This is a genomic window from Peribacillus sp. NPDC058002 (genome assembly GCF_042886655.1).
In the GTDB taxonomy this organism is placed as follows: Bacteria; Bacillota; Bacilli; order Bacillales; family DSM-1321; genus Peribacillus; species Peribacillus aracenensis.
Map to the genome: position 1 here is coordinate 1 of NZ_JBHVQU010000107.1, position 3,959 is coordinate 3,959.

Annotated in this window: 3 protein-coding genes; all 3 read right to left on the reverse strand. The window is 33.7% G+C overall.

Annotated features, from left to right (window positions below):
* Window positions 1-155: 155 nt before the first annotated feature.
* The 3 genes from ACFVSH_RS16995 to ACFVSH_RS17005 are packed head-to-tail and all read right to left on the reverse strand — an operon-like array spanning window position 156 to window position 3,811.
* Complete coding sequence (locus ACFVSH_RS16995; protein ID WP_387707015.1) at window positions 156-950, reverse strand: hypothetical protein; 795 nt, start codon at window positions 948-950, stop codon at window positions 156-158.
* Window positions 935-1,900 carry a multinuclear nonheme iron-dependent oxidase gene (locus tag ACFVSH_RS17000; RefSeq protein ID WP_260286712.1) on the reverse strand — a complete coding sequence of 322 codons (966 nt, stop codon included), beginning with the start codon at window positions 1,898-1,900 and terminating at the stop codon, window positions 935-937. Before ACFVSH_RS17000 ends, ACFVSH_RS16995 begins: the two co-directional genes overlap by 16 nt.
* A 24-nt stretch (window positions 1,901-1,924) precedes the next feature.
* Entirely contained in the window at window positions 1,925-3,811 is a 1,887-nt protein-coding gene (locus ACFVSH_RS17005) for a B12-binding domain-containing radical SAM protein (protein WP_387600700.1), read from the reverse strand.
* Between the last annotated feature and the right edge of the window lie 148 nt (window positions 3,812-3,959).

Sequence of the window (3,959 nt, forward strand, 5' to 3'; positions counted from 1 at the left end):
GACCCTCTTTAATGAACTGACTGATTCTTTTCATTTTTGAATTTTCTATGAACTTTAAATCTAAGTGTTGATCAAAATAAACCAAGGTACTATTCCTAGGAATTTCATTGACCCAATATGAAAATACTTCACTATGTTCCTCATATACATATATTTTATCCATCATTCTTGATTAATCCTAAGTTTAGAATCCAGTCTATTTGGTCCTGATTGAACTTTTGTTGGCGTTTTATTCCCCTTGTATCTCCTATTTCTACCATTTCTAATACACTTGGATGAATAGGGCCCCTAATTAAATTTTTTTCGGTCGCTGCATATAGCCATATAACCTTTTCGGAATCACTAGCTACTTTTTTTCCACTTAGTGCCTCGGATATTTCTTTGGAGTATGTTTGGTACGCATAGTAAATATGGCCATTATTTTTAACCAGGTCACTATCTATTCTGAAAAATGGGTGTTTATTGACTGTTAGTATAGATAAAATGGCATTTAAAAATTCGTGTTTTAATAGTAAATGATTATTATCAGCCGCAAGGATAAAATCTTCGTTTTCAGACAAATAATTGTAAAACGCTTCCTCGATACAAGTACCCTCCCCTGCATAGGGCAATTCCATGTAGCACTCGAAATGTTTGGACGCCAGGAACTTATGCATTAACAGCGTTATATCGGTTTCAAGGATTTCTAAAGCCTGAAAAACACCGGGAAAAGAAGTTCTTAAGCCACCTTTATGTTCAATATTTCCACTCATTAAATTTCTTACAATCGTTGTAGCCGTTGCTACAAGCTCTTCTTTATCTATTGTTTTTATGTGATTTAAATTATCAGCTGATAAATTCAATTCATTAAACTCATCATTTAAAAAGTTATTTCTATATTGGTAATCATATAATAAATTGTACAGTAACTCGTCTAGTGAATAATTCTTTGGTTTTAAATCATTTGCCATTTTTCAACTGCCTCCTTCATTCTTTGATAATTTTTCTGTGACTTCGGAATTAATATTCCTTCATCTGTATATTTAGGGTCTTCATATGTAATGGCTTTTAAATTAGGGCATAAAGGAAGCAAATAATCTAAAAGCTGAATTTGTTCATCCATTAAAACTCCATGATGCAAATCTCTGAATTTCCCTTTAATAATTTGGCAACCTGAAAGATGCAATTCAAAACAGTTCTCAAAAGGCAATTTTTCTAAACCATTGAACATCTTTTCATTTGTATTCCCTAACAGCCATTGATAACTAAGGATATGACCAATATCTATAGTGATAGGGGAGTTTGTCTCTTCGACCAATGTTCTGAAATAATCAAATCCATTTATTTCCCCAATAAAGAAGTTAGTACCTTCAGTGAATCCAGGAAATTCAACTGAAACTGGAACAGCCAGTTCAGATTGGTATTCGTTGATGTTCTTAATACAAGCTTCCAATCCTGCTGGTGTCATATATGGTGGTAAAGGGAAAGGGACGGTTTTCCCTTTTATTGACCACAGGCCAAGATCCTCTACGATCCATCTTATGTCATATCTTTCTATAATCTTATTTGTGAATTCTATGATTTCTGTTTTTTTGTAATACTCGGTAGCCCCCATATTTAAAATCGTTTGATGGAATGCTCTAGCCTTTAGATGTGGATTGGCTTCAAATAATCTATCATAGGCATCAAAGTAGTCCTCGGCTTTTAAAACACTTCTATTTTTCGGTTGAAAAGCAAAGAAAATATAATTAAACTCGTCTTTATAATTCTGAAAAAAACCTTTCATCTTAGGCGTGATGTCATCATGGTCCCCTTTGCTGGAAAAACCTATATCTTCCCCCCAAGGTAAATCCATGCCTAAACCAAGCCCCAGTTTTTCCTTTACATTCGGAAATTTTATTTTCTGATAGACTGTGCTCATTTGTCATTCCTCCCATAAGTTATTTTATTTAAGCTTAATCACACCTTTTTCGACAAAATACTCAAGGTACTTTTTATCGTCAGCCTTGCTAATTATCAGTGTGTTTCCGAATACTTCTATGGATTCTGGCACTAAGAAGACTCTTTGCCATACAAAATCCATGATATACGTCCTATCTAACTTAATGATTTTAGTCCATGGGTTTATCAATAAGGTATTTGAAGTGATATCCTGTCCTACCGTTTTGTATTTATCAGGAGGTAGCTCATCATTCTTTTGGGGGTTGACATTTTTGTGCAATTGCAAGAATCTATTCAGCTTTTCTTCAAACGTTTTTCCGTCAGAGTATTGAAATGTAGCTCCCATTCTACCCATCCCATAATTGAGTAATTTGTTTCCTCTTAGATTCTTGCTTGATTGAATATGGATATCAGGATTATTTGTATCTTCATAAATATAGGTACCTGGTTCTAAAACGAGCATTTGCATGACGTCGATGCCAATCTTATCTTGATTTTTAAGTAAAAATTCCTCAGAACATTTAATTTCATCCTCGGTTTCACCAGGTAAGCCACCAATTATGGACATTCGCAGCGTAATATTGGCATTATGTAAGTTATCTATTATCTGTTGATAATTACTAGATTGCACTCCCTTATCCAAGGAATCTAAAATCCTTTGAGAATTGGTTTCATAGCCAACAGACATTAAAATACAACCTAAATTACTTAGCTCAAAACAAAATTCAGCGTCTAACAACACATTCTCAAGACGGTTTCGTGTACTGAAATTAATTTCATATCCTCTGGATTTAAGTATTTTGACTGCATTGACGACAAGCCTCAAATTAGTATTCTCATCTATGAAATTAATTCTATTAACCCCGTATTTGTTAATGATATCCTCGCACTCGTTTGCTACTTGCCTTGCCGTTTTTTGCTGATAACTTTTTTCTTTTCTGGATCTATTACCATATGAACAAAAAGTACATCGTCCCCAGTAACACCCTACACATGTAATCAAAGACATATGCACTTCTTCATCTAAATAGTTTTTGTACGGTAAATCAGAAAAGTCAGGTGGTAAGGCGTCGGTGATCCTATATGCAGACTTAGATGGAATATTTTCACCATTTTTCTCATTAAGCCAAACAATATCCGGCACCTTCCCGATTTGGCAATCGTTTTTCAAATATCTGTCTAACATGAATAATGTTTCTTCACCTGCTGATATTCCTAATGAATCCACAAATTGATTTAATCCATTTAGGCTTAAGAAAGATGATTGACGAATCATGATTTGTTGTCCACCCAGAATAATGTGAGTATTAGGGGAAAGTTCTCTAATCCACTTGCATATTAAAAGGGAAGGTAATATTTGGCTATAATATGCAATAGAAATCGCGAAGATTTTGGGCTTATCGTTAAGAATTTTTTCTTTGATATTTTCGTATAAAACCTTTGTTGCAATATCACTTTTTTTCCAACTAAAATTCCTTACCAATTCAAGGATTTCCTCCAATGAGGTAATCTCAAGTTTTAAAAACGAATTTAATAGTAATAGTTCTATGCCTTGTCTCACCAACCGAACATCATACTTCAATGAATCAGAAGATCTTTTCTCAATGAATACATTATTGTAAAGTTGCTTTTGTTCTTTGTATAAGTATTTAGCCATTTCGACTTTATAGATCAATTTTAAGTCTTTACTTCCGTTTTCATTGATGCTCACATATTCAGCTAAACAATCTTCACTAAAGAGGGTATGGCATAATTCAATATTTAAATCAATTTGACTTACACTCATTCCCTTGTTCCTCAAAAAACTAGTAATCATAGGTAAACTTAGATATGGAAAGAGCCTGGCTTCAGTTAGAGGAGGAAAAACTATCATTGCATCTGAATTTTCCATTTAAAGAAATTCTCCTTTAATTTATTCAAAGAGAGTGCTAGTTTTTTAAAAGCTAACACTCTCTTTGAATCACCATTATGGATTTAGGATCTAACTTATTTTTCTGCGTCCGTCACTGCACTGAAACGGAATGCATGAAACGCACTAC